General features: G+C 65.3%; 17 protein-coding genes and 1 pseudogene. 11 read left to right on the forward strand and 7 right to left on the reverse strand.

The genetic code is table 11. The features are described 5' to 3' along the window. Positions 1-57 precede the first annotated feature (57 nt). The gene (gene holA / locus MSTE_RS08065; RefSeq protein WP_096500311.1) at positions 58-1008 is read left to right on the forward strand and encodes a DNA polymerase III subunit delta; all 951 of its coding nucleotides are present in this window, start codon (positions 58-60) and stop codon (positions 1006-1008) included. A gap of 75 nt (positions 1009-1083) precedes the next feature. On the opposite strand, the gene rpsT is transcribed toward holA, so the two are convergent. After that, positions 1084-1344: a 30S ribosomal protein S20 gene (rpsT, locus tag MSTE_RS08070; protein ID WP_030095153.1), complete on the reverse strand. Its 261-nt coding sequence runs from the start codon at positions 1342-1344 to the stop codon at positions 1084-1086. A 244-nt stretch (positions 1345-1588) separates the two neighbouring features. On the opposite strand from rpsT, the gene MSTE_RS08075 reads away from it, so the two are divergent. The 4 genes from MSTE_RS08075 (at position 1589) to MSTE_RS08090 (ending at position 5803) form a co-directional block, all read left to right on the forward strand. Beyond that, positions 1589-3244 carry a circularly permuted type 2 ATP-grasp protein gene (locus MSTE_RS08075; protein WP_162291596.1) on the forward strand — a complete coding sequence of 552 codons (1656 nt, stop codon included), beginning with the start codon at positions 1589-1591 and terminating at the stop codon, positions 3242-3244. Further along, on the forward strand, positions 3244-4221 hold the full coding sequence (locus MSTE_RS08080) for an alpha-E domain-containing protein (RefSeq protein WP_096500315.1): 978 nt from the start codon (positions 3244-3246) through the stop codon (positions 4219-4221). The genes MSTE_RS08075 and MSTE_RS08080 overlap by 1 nt, the downstream gene beginning before the upstream one ends. 32 nt (positions 4222-4253) lie before the next feature. Further along, on the forward strand, positions 4254-5093 hold the full coding sequence (locus MSTE_RS08085) for a transglutaminase family protein (RefSeq protein WP_096500317.1): 840 nt from the start codon (positions 4254-4256) through the stop codon (positions 5091-5093). Positions 5094-5155: 62 nt separating this feature from the next. Further along, a complete protein-coding gene (locus MSTE_RS08090; protein WP_057964958.1) occupies positions 5156-5803 on the forward strand; it encodes a TetR/AcrR family transcriptional regulator in 648 nt (215 codons plus the stop codon). A gap of 19 nt (positions 5804-5822) precedes the next feature. Here MSTE_RS08090 and MSTE_RS08095 read toward each other — a convergent pair whose 3' ends face one another. Continuing rightward, positions 5823-6422 carry a type II toxin-antitoxin system PemK/MazF family toxin gene (locus tag MSTE_RS08095; RefSeq protein ID WP_096500319.1) on the reverse strand — a complete coding sequence of 200 codons (600 nt, stop codon included), beginning with the start codon at positions 6420-6422 and terminating at the stop codon, positions 5823-5825. A 77-nt stretch (positions 6423-6499) separates the two neighbouring features. Here MSTE_RS08095 and lepA point away from each other — a divergent pair, with 77 nt between their 5' ends. Next, entirely contained in the window at positions 6500-8353 is a 1854-nt protein-coding gene (lepA, locus tag MSTE_RS08100; RefSeq protein ID WP_096500321.1) for a translation elongation factor 4, read from the forward strand. 99 nt (positions 8354-8452) lie between these two features. Here lepA and MSTE_RS08105 read toward each other — a convergent pair whose 3' ends face one another. Beyond that, a complete protein-coding gene (locus tag MSTE_RS08105; RefSeq protein WP_096500323.1) occupies positions 8453-9217 on the reverse strand; it encodes a DUF899 domain-containing protein in 765 nt (254 codons plus the stop codon). 55 nt (positions 9218-9272) lie between these two features. Between MSTE_RS08105 and MSTE_RS08110 the strand changes: the two genes are divergently transcribed. The 5 genes from MSTE_RS08110 to MSTE_RS08130 are packed head-to-tail and all read left to right on the forward strand — an operon-like array spanning position 9273 to position 14035. Continuing rightward, a complete protein-coding gene (locus tag MSTE_RS08110; protein ID WP_096500325.1) occupies positions 9273-10283 on the forward strand; it encodes an NAD(P)H-dependent flavin oxidoreductase in 1011 nt (336 codons plus the stop codon). Beyond that, complete coding sequence (locus tag MSTE_RS08115; protein ID WP_096500327.1) at positions 10280-10462, forward strand: hypothetical protein; 183 nt, start codon at positions 10280-10282, stop codon at positions 10460-10462. Before MSTE_RS08110 ends, MSTE_RS08115 begins: the two co-directional genes overlap by 4 nt. Positions 10463-10503: 41 nt before the next feature. Beyond that, a complete protein-coding gene (locus MSTE_RS08120) occupies positions 10504-12474 on the forward strand; it encodes a glycoside hydrolase family 15 protein (protein ID WP_030095163.1) in 1971 nt (656 codons plus the stop codon). Next, the gene (locus tag MSTE_RS08125) at positions 12471-13235 is read left to right on the forward strand and encodes a hypothetical protein (protein ID WP_096500329.1); all 765 of its coding nucleotides are present in this window, start codon (positions 12471-12473) and stop codon (positions 13233-13235) included. The genes MSTE_RS08120 and MSTE_RS08125 overlap by 4 nt, the downstream gene beginning before the upstream one ends. Before the next feature lie 14 nt (positions 13236-13249). Next, positions 13250-14035, forward strand: a complete 786-nt coding sequence (locus MSTE_RS08130) for a hypothetical protein (protein ID WP_096500331.1) — start codon at positions 13250-13252, stop codon at positions 14033-14035. 11 nt (positions 14036-14046) lie between these two features. Here MSTE_RS08130 and MSTE_RS08135 read toward each other — a convergent pair whose 3' ends face one another. From MSTE_RS08135 to MSTE_RS08150, 4 genes and pseudogenes are all read right to left on the reverse strand, one after another. Next, the gene (locus MSTE_RS08135) at positions 14047-14568 is read right to left on the reverse strand and encodes a hypothetical protein (RefSeq protein ID WP_096500334.1); all 522 of its coding nucleotides are present in this window, start codon (positions 14566-14568) and stop codon (positions 14047-14049) included. Then, on the reverse strand, positions 14565-15722 hold the full coding sequence (locus tag MSTE_RS08140; RefSeq protein ID WP_096500336.1) for a hypothetical protein: 1158 nt from the start codon (positions 15720-15722) through the stop codon (positions 14565-14567). Before MSTE_RS08140 ends, MSTE_RS08135 begins: the two co-directional genes overlap by 4 nt. A gap of 1 nt (position 15723) precedes the next feature. Then, positions 15724-16136, reverse strand: a pseudogene (locus MSTE_RS08145) (hypothetical protein). Beyond that, a complete protein-coding gene (locus MSTE_RS08150; protein ID WP_096500338.1) occupies positions 16133-17683 on the reverse strand; it encodes a hypothetical protein in 1551 nt (516 codons plus the stop codon). Before MSTE_RS08150 ends, MSTE_RS08145 begins: the two are co-directional and overlap by 4 nt. Positions 17684-17730 lie beyond the last annotated feature (47 nt).

Here is a 17730-nt window from a genome sequence, read left to right on the forward strand (position 1 = left end):
TCAAACAGGGGTACGTGCTAATCGCTCCCTGTCCCTGCGGCATGGGACGATCGTCGGGTGACCGATGCGCTGCACCTGATCCTGGGAGACGAAGAACTACTGGTCGAGCGTGCGGTGACCTCGGTGCTGCACGCGGTGCGCGGTAAGACGGGTGCGGACATCCCCGTCAACCGGCTGCGCGCGGGGCAGGTCGATGTGGCGGAGCTGGCCGAGCTGCTGAGCCCCTCGCTGTTCTCCGACGAGAGAGTCATCGTCGTAGAGGCCGCCGCCGAGGCGGGCAAGGACTCTGTCACCCTCATCGAGCAGGCGGCTGCCGATCTTCCGCCGGGAACCTTTCTGCTCGTTCAACATTCGGGGGGCGGTCGCGCGAAGGCGCTTGCTGCCACGTTGCAGAAGCTCGGTGCCGCGGTCCACGACTGCGCGCGGATCACCAAGGCCGCCGAGCGGGCCGACTTCGTGCACAAGGAATTCCGCCGCCTCGGGCAGAAGGTGGATGCCGATGTGGTCGCCATCGTGATCGATGCCGTCGGTTCCGACATTCGTGAACTGGCCGCCGCGTGTTCGCAGTTGGTATCGGATACCGACGGCAACGTCGACGAGGCCGCGGTGCGCCGCTACCACTCCGGACGTGCGGAGGTCTCCGGATTCGATATCGCCGACAAGGCGGTGGTGGGTGATGTCGCCGGCTCGACGGAGGCGCTGCGCTGGGCGATGCAGCGGGGCGTTCCGCATGTGCTGTTGGCCGATGCGCTCGCCGAGGCGGTGCACACCATCGCCCGGGTGGGACCGATCAAGCAGAACGCGTACGCGGCCGCGTCCGAACTCGGGATGCCGCCCTGGCGTATCGAGAAGGCGCAGAAGCAGGCGCGCCGGTGGTCGCGTGACGCGGTGGCCGAGGCCATCAGGGTGGTGGCCGCGCTCAACGCCGATGTGAAGGGGGTGGCGGCCGATGCCGACTACGCCCTGGAATCGGCGGTGCGCAAGGTGGCCCAGCTGGTGAACACCTGACCCCGCCGGGGGCCGCCTCAAGACGCGAAAAACGCCGAGCGCGCTCGCGCGCTCGGCGTTGATCGGAAAACTAGATCAGAGCTTGTTCAGAGCCAGGGCCAGCGCCGACTTCTTGTTGGCGGCCTGGTTCTTGTGGATGACGCCCTTGGTGACGGCCTTGTCCAGCTTGCGGCTGGTCGAGACGAGCAGCTCGCCCGCCTTCTCCTTGTCACCCTCGGCGAGCGCGTCGCGGAATCCGCGGACGGCCGTGCGCAGGGATGACTTGGTCGCCTGGTTGCGCAACCGGGCACGCTCGTTGGTACGGATGCGCTTTTCCTGCGACTTGATATTGGCCACGCGTCTAAGTCCTTCGGTAAATCGTCTGGTAGGGCGGCGGCCTCCAGATCATTGGATCCGGGGCAGCTGAGCAGCGCCGCAAGGGAAGAGACTACCAGGGGTCTGGCCGAAACCTGAAACCGACGGGTGGTCGCACAACGCCAGATTGCGTCCAGGTATCCAGCAAGTATCGGCGATACGCGCGCACGCACTGCCGAATCCGGCGAGTTGGTGCAGCATAGGCAAGGTGAGCCTGCGAACAGTGATGCCGAACTCGGGGCGACCCACACGCACGGCGGCAACGCCACGGCTAACCCGGCGAGATGACCAGATATTCGGCGGTTACCGCGAACTGGTATCCGAGAAGGGCGCTTACTCCAAGGCCTTCGACGAAATGTTCGACGCCGATGGCAACGTGCGTGGGCCGTACAAGGGGATCTACGCCGAGTTGGCGCCCACCGATGCTGCTGACCTTGCCGCGCGTGCCGACGCGCTGGGCAGGGCATTCATCGATCAGGGCATTACCTTCTCGCTATCGGGTCAAGAGCGCCCGTTTCCGCTGGATCTGGTGCCGCGCGTCATCGCCGCGGCCGAGTGGTCACGGCTGGAGCGTGGCATCGCTCAGCGGGTCCGGGCGCTGGAGATGTACCTGGCCGATATCTACGGCGATCAGGACATCCTGCGTGACGGAGTGATCCCCCGTGCCTTGGTCACATCCTGCGAGCACTTCCACCGCGAGGCTGCCGGGATCAATCCGCCCAACGGGGTGCGTATCCACGTCGCGGGTATCGACCTGGTGCGTGACGCGCAGGGAACCTTCCGGGTACTCGAAGACAATCTGCGGTCCCCGTCCGGGGTGTCGTACGTGATGGAGAACCGTCGCACCATGGCCCGGGTCTTCCCCGATCTGTTCGCCACCCACCGGGTGCGCGCGGTGGACGACTACTCCTCGCATCTGCTGCGCGCCCTGCGCAAGTCGGCGGCCACCAACGAGGCCGATCCGACCGTGGTGGTTCTCACACCGGGTGTGGCGAACTCGGCCTACTTCGAGCACTCCCTGCTGGCCCGCCAGATGGGTGTGGAACTTGTCGAGGGACGCGACCTGTTCTGCCGCGACAACCAGGTCTACATGCGCACCACCGAGGGGGAGCGTCAGGTCGACGTCATCTACCGCCGGATCGACGACACGTACTTGGATCCCATGCAGTTCCGTCCCGATTCGGTGCTCGGTGTCGCGGGTCTGCTCAACGCCGCGCGCGCCGGGAACGTCGTCATCTCCAGCGCCGTCGGCAACGGAGTGGGGGACGACAAGCTCGTCTACACCTACGTGCCGACCATCATCGAGTACTACCTCGGTGAGAAACCCATAGTGGCGAACGTGGACACCTACCGATGTTGGCTCGACGACGAGCGTGAGGAAGTGCTTGACCGCATCGACGCGCTCGTCATCAAGCCGGTGGAGGGGTCCGGTGGGTACGGCATCGTCTTCGGCCCCGACGCCAGCGAGAAGGAACGCGCCGCGATCGCCAAGAAGATCAGAGCGGACCCGCGTGGGTGGGTGGCCCAGCCCGTGGTCCAGTTGTCCACGGTGCCCACAAAAATCGGCGATCAGCTGGTGCCTCGGCACGTGGATCTGCGCCCGTTCGCGGTCAATGACGGTGATGACGTGTGGGTGCTGCCCGGTGGCCTCACCCGGGTAGCGCTGCCGGAAGGCTCGCTCGTGGTCAACTCCAGTCAGGGTGGCGGCTCCAAGGACACCTGGGTGCTGGCCTCGCGGGCCTCTGTCGCCGAGCGTGAGCTCTCGGGGGCTGAGGTGGTCCCCGAGTTGCCGAAGGCGGCGGAGGTGGAACAGGGGCCCGAGGCGGCCACCGCGGGTCTGCAGGTGCAACAGCAGCAACAACAACAGCAGGTGATGTCCTAATGCTGGCGCGAAACGCGGAGTCGCTTTACTGGATTGGCCGATATGTCGAGCGTGCCGATGACACCGCGCGCATCCTCGACGTCACGGTGCACCAGCTGCTCGAGGACGCCAGCGTGGATCCCGATCATGCCTCCCGGGTGCTGCTGCGTGTGCTGGGCATCGACGCGCCGGACATCGTGCTCGATGTGTGGTCACTGACCGAGCTCGTCGCGTTCAGCAGGGGAGTGCAGGGTGGGTCCATCGTCGACTCCATCTCCGAAGCGCGTGAGAATGCCCGCGGCGCACGCGAAGTGACGTCCACCGAGATGTGGGAGTGCCTCAACACCACCTACAACGCGCTGGCAGATCGCGAGCGCGCCGCCCGCAGACTCGGCCCGCATGAGTTCTTCACCTACGTGGAGGGGCGCGCCGCGCAGTTCGCGGGACTTGCCGACTCCACGCTCAGCCGTGACGACGGTTACCGATTCCTGGTGCTGGGCCGCTCCATCGAGCGGGTGGATATGACGGTGCGGCTGCTGCTGTCGCGTGTTGGTGACCGCGCATCCTCACCCGCCTGGGTCACGCTGTTGCGCAGCGCGGGCGCGCACGACACCTACCTGCGCACCTATCGCGGGGTCCTGGACGCGAGCCGGGTCGTCGAGTTCATGCTGTTGGACCGGCTGTTCCCGCGTTCGGTGTTCCACTCGCTGCGGCAGGCCGAGCTGAGCCTGGAGGAGCTGGATCATCAGCCACACAGCCGAGTCGGTGCGCGCGCCGAGGCGCAGCGACTGCTGGGCCGGGCCCGCAGTGAGTTGGAGTTCATGCGTCCCGGGGTGTTGCTGGAGGACCTGCCGACACGACTGGCCGGCCTACAACAGACCTGCCGGGAACTGGGTGAGGCGGTGGCGCTGCAGTACTTCCACGCCGCGCCGTGGGTGGCGTGGACCGATGCCGGTGGCCGCCACGATGTGGATCCCATTGAAGAAGGCGAGATCTGACGATGAACCGCTTGCGCGAAGAGGAGAAGTAGATGTGGCGCTTGCGAGTCGTCCACGCCACCGGTTACGCCTACAAGACGCCGGTAACCGCTTCCTATAACGAGGCGCGGTTGACGCCGCGCAGTGACGGTCGCCAGAACGTCATCCTCAATCGCGTGGAGACGGTGCCGGCCACCCGCTCGTATCGGTATGTCGACTATTGGGGTACCGCCGTCACGACGTTCGACCTGCACGCACCCCATACCGAGCTGGAGGTGACGGGTCTGTCGGTGGTGGAGACCGATGTCGCCGAGAAGCCGGAGGAATCCGTGGGCTGGGATGACATCCACGCCGACGCCGTCATCGACCGATTCGACGAGTATCTGTCGCCGAGTGCATACGTCCCACACAGCAAGAGGGTGCAGTCGGTGGGCAAGCGGATCGCCAGGGATGCCACCCCCGCCGAGGCCATTGTCGCGGCATCGAAATGGGTGCACTCGGAGCTCGACTATGTGCCCGGAACCACCGGTGTGCATTCGTCGGCGCTGGATGCGCTGCGTGAAAGAAAGGGTGTGTGCCAGGACTACGCGCACCTGACATTGGTTCTGCTGCGCAGCATGGGGATCCCGGCGCGTTACGTATCGGGATATCTACACCCCAAGGGCGATGCGGCGGTGGGCGAGACGGTGGACGGGCAGAGCCACGCGTGGATCCAGGGTTGGGCCGGTGCGTGGTGGGATTACGACCCCACCAACGACAGCGAGATCAACGAGCAGTACATCACCGTCGGCGTCGGCCGGGACTACTCGGATGTCAGCCCACTCAAGGGCATTTACTCGGGGGGTGGCTCGACAGATTTGGACGTCGTGGTCGAAGTCACACGACTCGCCTAAACACCGCAGAAAAGCCAGTTATTGCCCAGGTGTCTGGCAAGAGGAGTAATAATGCGTAGACCATGGTGACCAAACAAGCTACCGGGCTATACGGCGGACGAACGGCAGACGAGCGCCGCGCGGAGCGGAGGCGACGCCTTCTTGAGGCGGGGCTCGAGGTTATGGCCAGCTCCGGCTGGGCAGCGACAACGGTTCGGGAGATCTGCAAGACCGCCGGACTGAATACCCGTTACTTCTACGAGTGCTTTGACGGCCTCGACGAGCTGCTGGTCGCGGTTTTCGACTGGATCATCGAGGACAGCATCGCCACCGCAGGTTCGGCGATGGCTGCGGCCGAGAAGGACTCACGCTCGCAGGTGCATGCCGGTGTCGTGGGCGCGGTGACCGCGCTGACCGCCGATCCCCGGCGCGCCCGTGTGATCGCCACCGAGGCGATGGGCAGTCAGCGACTCACTCGTCGTCGTATGCGGTTGACGCACTACATGGCGTTGATGCTCGGTGCCGCGCGTGCCGAGTTCGATCCGGATGCCGACCCCAACTACACCGCGGTGCAGGCCGAAGCCCTGGCTGCCGGTGTCGCCGGCACCGTGTTGGCATGGCTCGACGGACGGCTGCGTCTCGAGCGTGAAGAACTGGCCGAATACACCGCACAGTTCGTAGATCAGGCCATGTTCACGCCGCTGCCGGTGCGTAACTCCGTAGAGCACTGAGCTGAGCTGATCGGTTCGATCAGCTCCAGGAGAAGTGCGTACGCAGGCGCATCGCGACGATGTTGAATCGCTCCACGTCCAAAATGGCGCCCTCGCGTCGAATTCCTTCTTCGGGAACATCGAGCACGCGGTCCAGTCGTACCCAGCTGGGGCGACCGTCGTAATCCCAGCTACCGCTGCCGAGCGCCACCCAGTCCGGGTCGGTGTCATGGCGTTCCCGGCTTGAGAGCATCAGGCCCAGCAGCACCGAGCCGTCCCGCCCCACCACGAGCACGGGACGGTCCTTGCCCTGTGAGGGGTCATCCTTGTAGACCACCCAGGTCCACACGATCTCGCCGGGATCGGCGCGACCGTCCAGGTCGGGCGTGTATTCGATACGACGGGCCCGATGGGCCGTGGGCACACTGCGGTTGGTTACCGGACGACCCGGAATGGCGGTCTGCTGCTCGGTCTCCACGACACCGATCGCTTCCAGTCCGCGCTGCAGCCCCCGCTGAACGAATTCCGACCCCTGTAGTTGCCGCAGCACCTTCGGGCCTTCGCGGAACACGACTTGTTCAAGAGTGTCCACCGCGATCTTCCCGAGCCTCCGCCCGAGCGTCTGCCACTGTGACGCCATGCTGCGAGCATACTGACCGGTAGTCCCTCGCGACGTGTGTGTCAGGAGCATGGCGCGCGGCATGGGAGCATGGTGCCGTGCCAAGTTTTGCCGACACGACGTTCACGGACCCGGCGCTTATCCGTAACTTCTGCATCATCGCCCATATCGACCACGGGAAGTCGACCCTGGCCGACCGGATGCTGCAGCTGACGGGCGTGGTCGACGAGCGGTCCATGCGTGCCCAGTACCTGGATCGCATGGATATCGAGCGCGAGCGCGGCATCACCATCAAGGCGCAGAATGTGCGGCTGCCCTGGCAGGTCACGGGCCAGAACGGGCCGCAGGACTATGTCCTGCACCTCATCGACACCCCCGGGCACGTGGACTTCACCTACGAGGTCTCGCGGGCGTTGGAGGCGTGCGAGGGCGCGGTGCTGCTCGTGGATGCCGCACAGGGCATCGAGGCGCAGACGCTGGCCAACCTGTACCTGGCACTGGACAAGGACCTGACCATCATCCCGGTCCTCAACAAGATTGACTTGCCCGCGGCCGACCCCGAGCGCTACTCCGAGGAGATCGCGCACATCATCGGCTGCGAGCCCTCCGATGTGCTGCGGGTGTCCGGCAAGACCGGCGAGGGCGTCGAGGCACTGCTGGACGAGGTGGTGCGGCTCATTCCCGCACCACAAGGCGATCCGGATGCTCCGGCGCGCGCGATGATCTTCGACTCGGTGTACGACATCTACCGGGGCGTCGTCACCTACGTTCGCGTCGTCGACGGCAAGATCACGCCGCGCGAGAAGATCGCGATGATGTCGACAGGCGCCACCCATGAACTGCTGGAGGTGGGCATCGTCTCACCGGACCCCAAACCCTCTGCGGGCCTTGGGGTGGGTGAGGTGGGCTACCTGATCACCGGTGTGAAGGACGTGCGCCAGTCCAAGGTCGGTGACACCGTCACCTCCGCGCGCAAGGGTGCGACCGAACCGCTCACCGGTTATCGCGAACCCCGGCCGATGGTGTACTCCGGGTTGTACCCGGTGGACGGATCCGATTACCCGAATCTTCGTGAAGCGCTGGACAAATTGCAGCTCAACGACGCGGCGCTCACCTATGAGCCGGAGACCTCGGTGGCGCTGGGCTTCGGATTCCGTTGCGGCTTCTTGGGATTGCTGCACATGGAGATCACCCGTGAGCGACTGGAACGTGAGTTCAACCTCGACCTGATCTCGACCGCACCCAACGTGGTGTACCGAGTGGTCAAGGAAGACGGCACCGAAATGATGGTGACCAACCCGTCCATCTGGCCCGAGGGCAAGATCCGTTCGGTGTTCGAGCCCGTCGTCAAGACGACTGTCATCGCACCGAGCGAGTTCATCGGTTCGATCATGGAGCTGTGCCAGTCACGGCGCGGTGAACTCGGCGGCATGGATTACCTCTCGCCGGAGCGTGTCGAGCTGCGGTACACAATGCCGTTGGGCGAGATCATCTTCGACTTCTTCGACTCGCTGAAATCGCGTACCCGCGGTTACGCCAGCCTGGACTACGAAGAGGCCGGCGAACAGGAAGCCGAGCTGGTCAAGGTCGATATCCTGCTGCAGGGCGAGGCTGTCGACGCGTTCAGCGCCATCGTGCACAAGGACGGCGCATCGGCGTATGGCAACAAGATGACCGTGAAGCTCAAGGAACTCATCCCGCGCCAGCAGTTCGAGGTGCCGGTGCAGGCCGCGGTTGGCTCGAGAATCATTGCACGCGAAAATATTCGGGCCATCCGTAAGGACGTGCTTTCCAAGTGCTACGGCGGTGACATCACCCGTAAGCGCAAGCTGCTGGAGAAGCAGAAGGAGGGCAAGAAGCGCATGAAGACCATCGGACGGGTCGAGGTGCCGCAGGAGGCCTTCGTGGCGGCGCTGTCCACCGAGTCCGCGGCGGACAAGCCGAAGAAGTAGTTGTAGCGGAGGCTTCGCGCGGCGGGTGACCCAACCTCGCCGAGTGTGCGAATAGTGTCGATATCTCGGTGAATTTCGACCGTATCCGCACACTCGGGCTCAGTGCTCGCACTCCTGACTAGGCATCCCGACGACGGCCCCGCCCTGCGGCCAACCCGCGGGCGATTCCTCCCACGGCTCCTGACGCCCATACGGTGTCAGGTCCAGGAACGGATACCCGACCGCCGAATGATCCAGCCCGCGCGCGAAGGCCGAATAGGTATGAAAAACCTCGTCTGCGCGGCGGAGGAAGACGCTGGCGCCGGGCCAATCCCCGCGCAGGTCTTCCTCGCTGAAACCGTCGGCGTGTAACTCGTCGAGCGACTTGTAGTTGTACTCGATCGGCGTACGTGACGGGTCGAGCGTGACATGGAAGTCGTAACTGAAATCGCCGTCGTTGGTGGAGTACCACGGGAACGTCCATCCGTGTTCGTCGCGGTACCTGGCGATGCTTGCATACGGCGCACGGGACACGCAGGCGAAGGTGACGCCCTTGTCGGTCAACAACGCGCGATCTCGTTCGGTGAACGTCATATCGGCTGCCCCCGTGCAGCTGGGGCATCCGCGGTCGACGGCGTCGATCCACATGAAATGGTGGACATACAGGGTGTGCCGGCCCTCGAACATGTCCAGGAGCCGCACCGGCCCGTCGGGGCCTTCGAAGAGGTAGTCCTTCTCGACTTTCACCATGGGCAGGCGTCGGCGTTCGGCGTTGACGGCATCGCGCAGATGGGTGGCCTCGCGCTCGCGGATCAGCAGTTGCTTGCGGGCCGTCAGCCATTCCTCGCGGGTGACGGCGGTGGGATAGGCGGATGAGGTTGTCATACCGATACCGACCCACCCCGGCCGGAAAACTCATCGCGTCGATACGCTGAGGTCCATGAGTACCGTGCTTGCCGGGCTTCGTCTTCCAGTTGTCGGCGCCCCGATGGCCGGAGGTATCACCGTTCCCGCGTTGGCGCGTGGCGTGAGCGCGGCCGGCGGTTTCGGCCTACTGCCGGCGGGGTACCGCAGCGTCGAGCAGCTGGACCGGGACCGTGCGGCGATGGACGGTCTTCCCTTCGGCTTCAACGTCTTCGTTCCCACGCCAGATCTGGGGGCCGACCTGGGTGAGTACCTGGACAAGCTGAAGATCTGGGCCGACAAATTCGAGGTGGCTCCGGGCGACCCGGTCTGGCACGACGACGCGTATGCCGACAAGATCGAGTATCTGGTCGCCACACCTGTCCCGGTGGTGTCGTTCACCTTTGGCGTGCCGTCCGCGCAGGATGCGCACCGGCTGCGCGCGGCCGGATCCGAGGTGTGGATTACCGTCACCAGTGCCGTAGAGGCCACGATCGCCGAGGGGATCGGCGCCGACGCGCTGGTTGTCCAGGGTCCCGAGGCCGGTGGTCACCGCAGCAGCTTCGATGCCGGTGCCCCCGAAGAGCCGCTGGCCGATCTGATCGCGAACGTGCGGACGGTCACCGCGTTACCGCTGGTGGCAGCGGGCGGAATCATGGACGGCGCCGACATCGCCCGGGTGCTCGCCGCCGGCGCCACGGCCGCTCAGTTGGGCACCGCGCTGGTGGTCACCGACGAGTCGGGAGCCAAACAGGTCTACAAAGACGCCCTGCTGCAACCGGCCGAAACGGTGGTGACGCGGGTCTTCTCGGGCCGCCCGGCGCGAAGTATCTCCAACGCATTCCAGCGGGATATGGAATCGGTTGCCCCGGTGAGCTTCCCGGCACTGAACTCGGCGACCAAGGAGCTGCGGGCGAGTGGAGATCCGGACGTGATGTCGCTGTGGGCCGGCACCGAGCATCACCGGGCGCGGGCGCTGCCGGTGGCGGAACTGATGTCGGTGTTGGCTGCCGAGCTGGACGCGGCACGGGGTCAGGCGACAGCATGAAACCGACCGCCCTGATCTGGACCGCACTTGTTGCCGCATGCCTGCTGGTCGGCATCGACCTGGTCATCTACCTGGCGGGCCCGCGGAGCGGAGGGGCCACCGGTGTCCTTGTGTCGCTCTTGGTGTTCAACCTGCTGCTCTTCGGTGGCCTCGGCATCTACCTGCTTCGCCGACGCTAAATGAGCCGGGCGCGTAGCCAGATCGCACCTACGATGGTCGGATGGTGTCGTCTCTTGATCCCGAGCTGTCGCTAGAAGGACTGCTTTCCAGTCAGTCTCCTGTTCAGCGGCGCGGCCCCTTTCCGCCGATTGCCGACTACGCATTTCTCTCGGATTGGGAGAACACCTGCCTGATCGCCGCCAACGGATCGGTGGAGTGGATGTGCGTTCCGCGGCCGGATTCGCCGAGCATCTTCGGGGCGATCCTTGATCGCGGGGCGGGGCATTTCCGGATCGCCCCATATGGGCACAATGTGCCGGCCGCGCGCCGCTATCTCCCGGGCAGCCTGATGGTGGAAACCACGTGGCAGACCAAGACCGGGTGGCTCACGGTCCGCGACGCGTTGGTGCTGGGGCCCTGGCACGACGTCGATTCCCGGTCGAAAACGCATAAGCGCACCCCGACAGATTGGGATGCCGAGCACATCCTGCTGCGCACCGTGCGCTGTGTCAGCGGGACGGTCGAGGTGCTCATGAACTGCGAGCCCGCGTTCGACTATCACCGTGAGGGCGCCACCTGGGAGTACTCCGGCGACGGATACGGCGAGGCGACATGTCGGGCTACGAAGAACCCCGACGCCAATCCGACGCTGAAGCTGACCACGAATCTTCGATTGGGGTTGGAGGGCCGGGAAGCGCGTGCCCGCACCCGGCTCACCGAGGGTGACAACGTGTTCGTCGCGTTGAGCTGGTCCAAACACCCTGTGCCGCAGACGTATGCGGAGGCCGCCGACAAGATGTGGAAGACCGCCGAGGCCTGGCGGCAATGGATCAACATCGGCGAATTTCCCGACCATCCGTGGCGCTCGTACCTACAGAGCAGTGCGCTGGTCCTCAAGGGCCTGGCGTACTCGCCGACCGGCGCGCTGCTGGCGGCCTCGACCACGTCGCTACCGGAAACACCTGGGGGAGTGCGTAACTGGGACTATCGATACTCATGGGTGAGGGACTCCACCTTCGCGCTGTGGGGCCTCTACACGCTGGGTCTGGATCGTGAGGCCGACGACTTCTTCTCGTTCATCGCCGATGCTTCGGGTGCGAACAACGGCGAGAAGCATCCGTTGCAGGTCATGTACGGCGTGGGTGGCGAACGCACCTTGACCGAGGGGGAGCTGCCCCATCTGTCCGGCTACGACGGGGCGCGACCGGTGCGAATCGGCAACGGTGCCTTCGATCAGATCCAGCACGACATCTGGGGCACCATGCTCGATTCGGTGTATGTGCACGCCAGGTCGCGGGAACAGATTCCCGCGACGCTGTGGCCGATCCTGAAGAATCAGGCCGAAGAGGCGGCGCGGCACTGGCGTGAACCCGACCGTGGCATCTGGGAAGTACGCGGGGAGCCGCAGCATTTCACCTCATCCAAGATCATGTGCTGGGTTGCGATGGACCGCGGCGCGAAACTTGCCGAGATGCATGGTGAGAAGAGTTATGCCCAGCAGTGGCGCGCTGTCGCCGACGAGATCAAGGACGACATCCTGGAGAATGGCGTCGATGAACGCGGGGTGTTGGTACAGCGTTACGGTTCAACGGCTTTGGATGCCTCGCTGCTGCTCGCGGTGCTGAACCGTTTCCTGCCGTCCGACGATCCGCGGATTCGGGCGACAGTGCTGGCCATCGCCGATGAGCTGACCCATGACGGCCTGGTGCTGCGTTACCGGGTGGAGGAGACCGACGACGGACTTTCGGGCGAGGAGGGCACCTTCACCATCTGCTCGTTCTGGCTCGTGTCGGCGTTGGTGGAGATCGGTGAGGTGCGCAGGGCACGGCACCTGTGCGAGCGATTGCTCTCCTTCGCCAGCCCGCTGCAGCTCTACGCCGAGGAGATCGACCCGCGCACCGGTCGGCATCTGGGCAACTTCCCGCAGGCGTTCACCCATCTGGCGTTGATCAATGCGGTCGTACACGTCATCCGGGCCGAAGAGGAAGCGGATGTGAGCGGCACCTTCCAGCCCGCGAACGCCCCCACGTGAGCGTCCGGGGCGCCGCCGCGGTCGCTGTGGCGATGTGCGTGGTCGCGTCCGGATGCGGGCGCGCCGCCGATCAGGCTGAGCAGACGCCCCTCACAGCCGAATCGTCCTCGGGGACAACGTCATCGGCGAGCGCGGCGAGTTCGGCTCCGGCCTTCGGGTACACACCCGTGTTGGAGCCGGTCACGGGCGTCGAAGGAATGGTCACCTATGACGTGCAACTACCGCAGCTCTCCGGCGGAGTACCCGCCGTCCGTGATCGATTCAACGACGGCATGCGCAGCGGGCTGCGCGATGTGATCGACACGCTGTCCGGTCCCGGTAAGAGCCAGCAGGTGTCGATCAGCGACGGTGATATCGGTACCGAGCGGGAGGGCACTCGTGTCGCGATGATCGGACCGCACGCGGTGGCGGGCATTCAGGTCTATCTCTGGTACGCGGGCGGCGCACACCCGAATCAGTCGGTCTCGACGTTCGTTGTCAACAGCGATACCGCGCAACCCATTACCTATGACGATCTGTTCCCGAACCAATATGCCGCCCTGGAGCGGCTGCGCCAGGTGCTACCGGATCTGGACCCGACCGCACGGGTGCGCCGGGAGACCGTCAACGGGCGGCTCGAACAATGGTTACCCGTGCCGGCCGGGTTGCGGTTCTACGTTCCGGTGTCACACGCCGCCGGCGATTTCGTTCCGATTACCGTGCCGTGGGAAAAGATTCGTGATCAGGTGGCGCCCGAATTCATTCCGGTGTTGAGCCAGTAACAAGGGGGTCGGCTGTGCGATGTGGTCTTGCGTTGATGCTGGTGTTCACCTGCGGCGTAGTCGCCGGTTGCCTCAAACCACCCGACCAACCCACGCAGACGCCCGAAGTTCCACCGTCCACCACGACCCCATCCAAGCCGATTGTGTCCGTCACCCCTGCCCAAGCACCGCCGACTGCGAAGCCGGCCTTCGGTTTCAATCCCACGCTGCAGCAGGAGAGTGGAAAGCAAGGCAAGGTCGACTACAACGTCAAACTGCCTCAGGTCACCGGCGATAAGGCCGGTGCTCGAGACAGATTCAATGACGGCATGCGCGTGGCGCTGAAGGACGTCGTACGGACCCTGGGCGATCCGAAGGGGACGAAACCCGCGACAGTGGGTGATGGGCAGCTGCAGGCGGGGGAATCGAGTCGGGTCGTGTTCATCGGTCCGCATGTGTTGTCGGGAGTCGCCGTGTTCCTCTCGAACAGCGGCGGCCCGTACCCCAGCAATAGGGTCGCGACCATCACCATCAACACCGATACGGCTCAGCCGATCATGTTCGGCGATGTGTTCGCGGAACAGGGTGCGGCACGGGAGCAGTTACGGAAGTTGGCTCAGGAGCTTGGGCCGCCCGATCGGATCAAGGCCGCCGGGGACATGAAGTCTGAGCAGTTTCTGCACTGGCTTCCCGTGCCCACCGGTCTGACCTTCTATGTCTCCGTTCCCCACGTCGCCGGAGATTATGTGCCGGTTACCGTGCCGTGGGCGAAGATCCGCGATCGGGTGGCTCCCGGGATGCAGACGATTCTCAGCCAGTAGGAGACCGGTGGTCAGGATTGGCCGCGAGTTCTCCTCCACGCCACGACCAATACTCCCGCCAAGGCGAACACCGGTATCAACGAGACGATCCAACTCAGGGCCAGCGGTGGCCCCGGCTGGGGCAGCACGTCCAGATCGAGAGTCCCCTGCCCGGGGCCCTGCGGTCCGGTGATGTCGAAGATGAACTGGTGATGCCCCTGTTCCTGTAGTGCCCGGACGTCCAGGCCCCAGACCTCCCGCTTGCGCGGATGGCGAGCCAGCCGTTCGGCGTGCCCTTGCTGCCCGTCGGGCGACACAATGGTCAGCGTGCCTGACTTGCCGGTGATCCCGTCGGCGGGGATGAAGGTGAAGTCCAGTGATTGCATGGCGCGCAGCGGCCAGGTCGAGAACCCGACGGTCAGTGCGTAGGGGCCCGCGGACACCTGTTCGGTGTGCACCACGTTCACCGGTGCGTAGGCGTTCGCGGGGGCGCTGACACCCAGGGACAGTCCGATGACAGTCATGAGTGACAACAGGATTCGGATGTGCCTCACGCGATGGCCACCAGCGTGTCGGCAGTGTTTCCGGGCACCCGCAACATCAGTGCGATGCGCTGCGCCAGAAGGCCGGCGAGTGCGCCCAACGCCAGCCCGGCCAGGCCGACGGTGACGTAGTTGCTCACTGTTTCGGTGCCCTGTCGATACAGCATCGCGCCCTGCAGCAGATAGCCCACGCCCGCAACCGAACCCAGGATCGCACCGATGGCGGTCATCGGCCACCGCTGCCATTTCCGGTCCCCGGCCAGGTGCAGCAGCCCGGTGGCCAGTACGGCGAAGACCGCGAGGAACATCGGCATCATTCCCGGGATTGTGGGTGGTCCGCCCCAGAGATCGTCGCGCAACGGCAACCCCACCGCCGCGGCGTATTCGTGTGCGGCCCAGGGTGAAAACCACCAGAAGATGGCTTGAATGGCGCCCATGATCACCGCGACCCCGAGCGGCGCCAGCGTCGAGCGTACGACGCCCGCGATGAGCAGCAGCACGAGCGGAACGATGAACGCCGAACCCAGCGAAATCGGGTTGAAGTCGAACTTGAAGAGGAACAGCGCCGTGAACGGAATGGCCGTCATCGCCGCCACCAGTGACGCTTGCGCCATCAAACCCACCACACCCCAACGAAATCGGCGTGCCGCCGCGAAGGTAACGATACTGCCGAGGTCGGTGACGGTTCCGGACACGAAGAGTGCGAAATGTGGGGGAGATGCCAGGACGGCGTCGAACCCATAGACCGTGTGCCACCAGAGATCCAACAGCCCGTACATGAGAAACGATGCGGCGCCGCAGCCGGAGAGCAGGAAGCCCAGGGGAGCGGTGAATCGGCCCCCGAAGACCCGGATCGGTACACCGCCCACCCAGCGCGGCACTTCCTCGCCCGCGCGCTGTGCGGCCGTGACCATCAAAACCATGATGAGGCTGGTGATTCCGCCGATCGCGCTACCCGAGTACAGGAACAGATGTGGCAGCGTGAAGAACGTATCGGGGCCCACATCGTCGTGCCATTCGACATCCCAGGTCGTTCCCACCGCACCCACTACGCTGCCCAGCAGCACGCCGTATGCGCCCAGTGGCGCGTACTTCTCGATGACGGCGCGGGTGATCCGCGGCGTCTGTTCGGCACCGGTGCCTGCGGTGCTCGTCTCGGCGTTCATGTCAACCTCCACTCACCCATAGTGGCATCGTCGTGCGTTCATCGGGATCGCCGGAGGGGGCGTGACGGTCACGATGATGTCCCAGGGCCCCGCCATCGACAGCATCACCTGGTCGAACTTCGTGCGGCCGGATATCACCTCGCGCAGCGGAGGCATGGCGTGGCCCATCAGCGGCATCGCCAATTCAACTGATACCGATTGGGATTCGGGGAAGCCGTCGTCTTCTCGCTTGGTGATGGCGACTTCCAGCGCGGTCATCCCGATGCGGGGGTTGTCCACCGTCACTGCGACGACGTAGTGCTCGGTACCCGAATGCAGCGTGACGGTCTCGGGGGCGCTGGGCCAGGCAATCCACGCCAGCCCCAGCACCGCGGCGACGATCAGCCCGAGCCCTGCCCACACCTGACGTGTCATGAGATGTCCAGTCGTACCGGGATCGTCAGCACCCGGTAGTCGCGCTGTGCCTGAATCCAGGCGAGGTACCTCCCCGGCTTGGGGAACGTGAAGGTGAACGGTACATCCGGGCCGAAGGCGGCCACGGTCTCGTCGGGGGGACTGTCACCGTTGAGGGGCGGTGCACCCACCATGGGCGGCATCGCATCATCTTGCGTGGGCACATGGCCGGTGCTGTGGTCCATGCCGGGCATGTCGGTACCTCCGTGACCGCCCATGGAATGGGCGTGGGCCCAGACCGCGGAATCCTGCACCGCTGTGCCGAGTTCGCCGGGGGGGACGTCGCGCGGGATCGGGCCGGCGATGACCAGATGGCCGAGCATGCCCAGCCACGGTTGTAGAACGGGATCGGACCCGATGGTCACCGAGAGCGTTGTCGGTCGTCCCGCGCGCAGGCCGACGGCCTTCACGTGCACATGCTGCCCGTCGAGCATGCGCATACCGGGTCCTTCGAATGGCGCCGGAGCCGTGGGTTTTCCGCCACGTGATGTCAGTCCACCGGGCAGGCGCACCGTCTGCACGCCGCCCCCGCGCCGCACGAACTCTGCCGAGACCGCGTACCGGCCGGCCACTTCCGGTGACAATTGCACCGAATAGCTGCCCGGTGCAACCCTTATCGGATGCAGGTGAGATAGCCGCCCGTCCGGGGCCACCACCAGCAGATGGATCAACGCGCTGTCATGGATGACAAGGTCGTCGGCGGGCAGCCCGGTCGCGGTGTCGATCAGCGAGAAGTCGATGTCTGTCGCGCGCCCCGAATCCACGTCAGGTTTTTCGGCGATCAGCATGGCCGACGGCCGGGAGTAGTCGGTGACGGCGGGGCGGTCAAGGCGGTAGGGGTTGGCGGCGTTGTCGACAGTGGGGTCCCGTTGCGGACCCGGCTCGGGCGGTGGCGGGGCGGACGTGGACAGCACCGCCGCGGTAATGGCGATCGCGAGGGCGGTCACCGTCGCGGTCACGGGTACCGCGATCCATATCCCACGGCGCACCCGAGTCGCGACCACCAGAGAGATCACCAGCAGCAGCCCGGCGGCCGCCAGACCCAGATAGGCCACCCGCTCGGGCGGCGACATCGCCTGACTGACGAGAACCAACGGGATCCGGGCGGTATGTACGCCGTCACTGATGGTGAGGTCGGTGGGCCCGGGGCGGTCGACATCGAGAGTTGCGCCGTACGGGCCGGGTTTCTCGCCGAGCACGACCAACGCTGTTGAGGTGGGCACACCTGGCGCGGGCTGCTGCTCATCGGTGCTGGCGCCCGTGGGCACGAGCTGCACGCGGAGAGGACCGGCCGCGGTGCCCCGGTGAGCGATCACATCGACCCGTAACGGGCCGGGAATGCTGGTCACCCGCCGAGCCACCACGGTGAGCTCGCGATCACCAAGGCTCTGCGCGACCTGCACGTCGGCGCCCGCCACGGCAGAGTCCGCCGCCGCGACGTGGACCCCGCTGAACAGTGCGGAGAATGCGAACACCAGGAACAGGCACTTCGCGCGCAAGTGACTCATCGGTATCCAGTCTGCCCTGCGCCGGAAGGCCCGCGGCATGGTCCGCC

Origin of the sequence: [Mycobacterium] stephanolepidis, assembly GCF_002356335.1 — a bacterium.
Lineage (GTDB): Bacteria > Actinomycetota > Actinomycetes > Mycobacteriales > Mycobacteriaceae > Mycobacterium > Mycobacterium stephanolepidis.